Consider the following 2931-nt stretch of genomic DNA (forward strand, 5'->3'; position numbering starts at 1 on the left):
CCATCGAGTACCTGGAGCGGGATCCTTTGTCGGAAGACTGACTCGTCCACGTTTCACGTGAAACAACGCACCGCCAAGATGCGCTGTTGCCTCGACGATTGAACGAAGCTGCCCGCGGCCATGCTCCCGCATCCACCAACCAACTCGACTGCCGGGCCCTTTGCAGAGTCACCTGCTGACCCACTCTGCTCCGAGTACCAACTCCGAGATCGTGCGGCCGCGGCTGCCGGGCAGCAAAGGTGCAGATTCTGAGCCGCCTGGGACGCGTCCGCAACATGCCCGCCGGAGGCGGGCTTCAGCAAGTTCGACTGGGACCAGCCCGTCCGACTGTGTCACTCTTCCACGTCCTCGGCATCGGAGAAGTCCCGCCATACCTGAACCCCGTGAACACCGACGGTGAACCATGGTGGCCAATCGGAAGAGTCGCGGGCGAACCGGCTGGCCCCTGCCGGGGTGCGGCCGCCGTGCCGTGCGGGGTCGAGCTGTCCCTTGAGAGTGTCGCTGATAGACTCGATGATCTGGAGCAGGGGTTTGAAGAACCGGGCCCCGGGCCGGGACTTCTTGCCCTTGCGGCCCGGGCGCAGCAGCTCGATCCCGGCGCTGTCCACCGTGGCCTCGGTCAGGGCGTAGCCGACCGGCAGCCCGTGCAGGTGCACACCAGGTGCCGGCGAAGGCGCTTGTTGTAGTCGGGCTGGCCGGGTAGGTAGGGGAACATGTCGTGCAAGGCACGCGTGGGCGTGGCGCAGCCAGCGGGCCTCGAAGGTGAACCCGAGCAGGGCGTGCATCACCGCCAGCGTCATTAGTTCGGCGTCCGTGACCCTGGGTGATGCCGATCCGGGGCCGGGCCGGATGGGTCTTCAGCAGGTCATTGGCGGTCACCACAATCCCGCAACACAGTCCTGACCCCTTGGAATTACTCGTCTCACTGCTGAGAACCAGAACTGCAGCACGGGTCACAGTCAGCCCAGGATTTCGCGTCCACCAACGAAGAGCCGACGTTGGCAGCCCCAGTAGACGTTCCGCAAACGGACAAGGAATGGCCGTGCAGTCTGTTTTGGACATCCGTGTATGTGGCTTCGACCAGCCACTGACCACTGGCGTAAAATGACAGCCTAGCCACATCGGGCTCTCGGGAGGGAAACCATCCCCGATGGATCCAAAAACTCGGTAGCCTGATGTGGCGTAAGAAGCCCCTCAGGGTTTTAGCGACGATGCAAGAAGGCTAGTTCGTGAGAGGTGAGAGTACTTCAACCCGATTGTTGAACGGATCTCGACAATGGAACCGCTCGTAACCCTCAAAGGTGTGCCGTTCCTCCCAAGAGAGATCAAAGCCAGCCGACTGGATTTTAGTGGCCAATTCCTCCAGTTCTACTGTGGAAGCCACAACGAGTCCAGGGTGCGCTTTTTTGGCAGGACTAAACCCGGATTCGACGCCCAAGTGGATTTCCGCCACGACGGAGGTACCTTCGAAAGCTCGGAACCAACAGCCGCCTCGCACTGCAAGTGATGGCGGCTTCTCAACCTCAGTCATCCCCAACGCCTCGCCGTAGAACAACCGTGCCTGGTCTTCCTCGCCGTCGGGCATTGAAACCTGTACGTGATGCAATCTCATGATTCCTCCGAGCTTCTCGATTTGCTCCGACTCTACAACCAACCAGATGAAGTGCTGCGACAAGCTACGGCCCGTCGAGTTACCAATTGTTCAGGCTGAGTTTCGCAGGAGCCCACGGAAAATGACAATACCCGCACCCACGACGCATAGGTCGCAGTGTTGCACAACTCGACGTCGCGGATGCTTTTGAGCGGGGCAAGGCTGTTGCGGGGTGCCCTTGTGGCGGTGGTTGATGCCCAAGAGGGCGTCCGTCCCGACCGAGTAGTAGCCGTGGAAATAGGTCACCCCTTCGGTGCGGTGGTAGGTCGCCGGCAGCGGGTCCGGCCGGCCCCGCGGGGCCCAGCCACGGCCGGAGGTTGGGCGGATCCCCAGTGGCTCGAACTCATCGAAGGCGAAGGTCCGCTCCGGATGGTGGTCGAGCACGTCCTCGATCCGGGTCAGCTGGGCCTCATAGTCCGGGTCGGTGGAGTCCTTCCAGGTCGGGGTGTGCTGGAAGGTGATCCCGTGCCGGTGCAGCAGGGTGCGCAGCGTCTCCCGGCCAATCCGCACCGGCCGGTCAGGGCGAACACCCAGATACCCGGCGAGTTTGCGGACCGACCAGCCGGTGAGGGGCATCCCACCATGCGCGGGCGCGACAGGGCCTCACGCGGCGACGAGGTCCTCGTCGGCGGAAGTGAACAGGCGGGAACGGCCTCCCACCCACTCAGGGTCCAGGCACGCCAGCCCGACCTTGTTGAACCGGTGGATCACCTCCCGCACGGTGCCCTCGTCCGCGGCCAGCAACCGGGCGATCACCGGCACCGAATTCCCGGCCGCCGAAGCCAGGATCATCGTCGCCCGCTGCCACCGCACCACGTTGCCACCTGCCGCGGCCCCCCGGTGCACGAGCCGCTGCAGCCTCTGCACCTCCTCCGGCGTCAGCCGGCGCACCCTCACACGATCAGCCATGACACCAGACTGGCACGACCCCGAAACCCGTCAACCTTTACGGTCACCGCATTAGCTGTGCGCCCGTATGGTTTTGTGAGACAGCTTGTTAGGAGCACTCACTGAGATGACCAGTCGTAGGAATGGCGGATAGGACCATTGGGTACCGGTGGTCCACGTAGTTGGTACTGCTGTTCCAAGGACCCGGTACCGGCCGGGGTGGTTGGTTGGCCAGCCCGGCCGGCATGCGTTGTCGCCGCGGTTCCGGTGGTGCCCTATTCCCAGTAGCCGCTGGCGGCTTTGGCTTCCTGGTGTTGACCGTCGCGTTATTTGACGATGGCGGCGTCGCCTTGGATGCCGATGGGATTGGTGGGTTTGGTCGTCATGGTGAC

3 protein-coding genes and 1 pseudogene are annotated in these 2931 nt (G+C 63.3%); all 4 read right to left on the bottom strand.

Translation table 11 applies throughout. The annotated features are described in order from the left end of the window. Positions 1-443 precede the first annotated feature (443 nt). Positions 444-861, bottom strand: a pseudogene (locus tag EJC77_RS04780) (hypothetical protein); the annotation flags it as partial. Positions 862-1222: 361 nt separating this feature from the next. Next, positions 1223-1675, bottom strand: coding sequence for a VOC family protein (locus EJC77_RS04790; RefSeq protein ID WP_338069460.1), 453 nt, complete (start codon positions 1673-1675; stop codon positions 1223-1225). A gap of 27 nt (positions 1676-1702) precedes the next feature. Further along, entirely contained in the window at positions 1703-2227 is a 525-nt protein-coding gene (locus EJC77_RS20615; RefSeq protein ID WP_205786877.1) for a hypothetical protein, read from the bottom strand. 27 nt (positions 2228-2254) lie between these two features. Continuing rightward, entirely contained in the window at positions 2255-2560 is a 306-nt protein-coding gene (locus EJC77_RS20620) for a helix-turn-helix domain-containing protein (RefSeq protein WP_205786878.1), read from the bottom strand. Positions 2561-2931: the final 371 nt, after the last annotated feature.

It is taken from the genome of Specibacter cremeus (assembly GCF_003946885.1).
GTDB lineage: Bacteria > Actinomycetota > Actinomycetes > Actinomycetales > Micrococcaceae > Specibacter > Specibacter cremeus.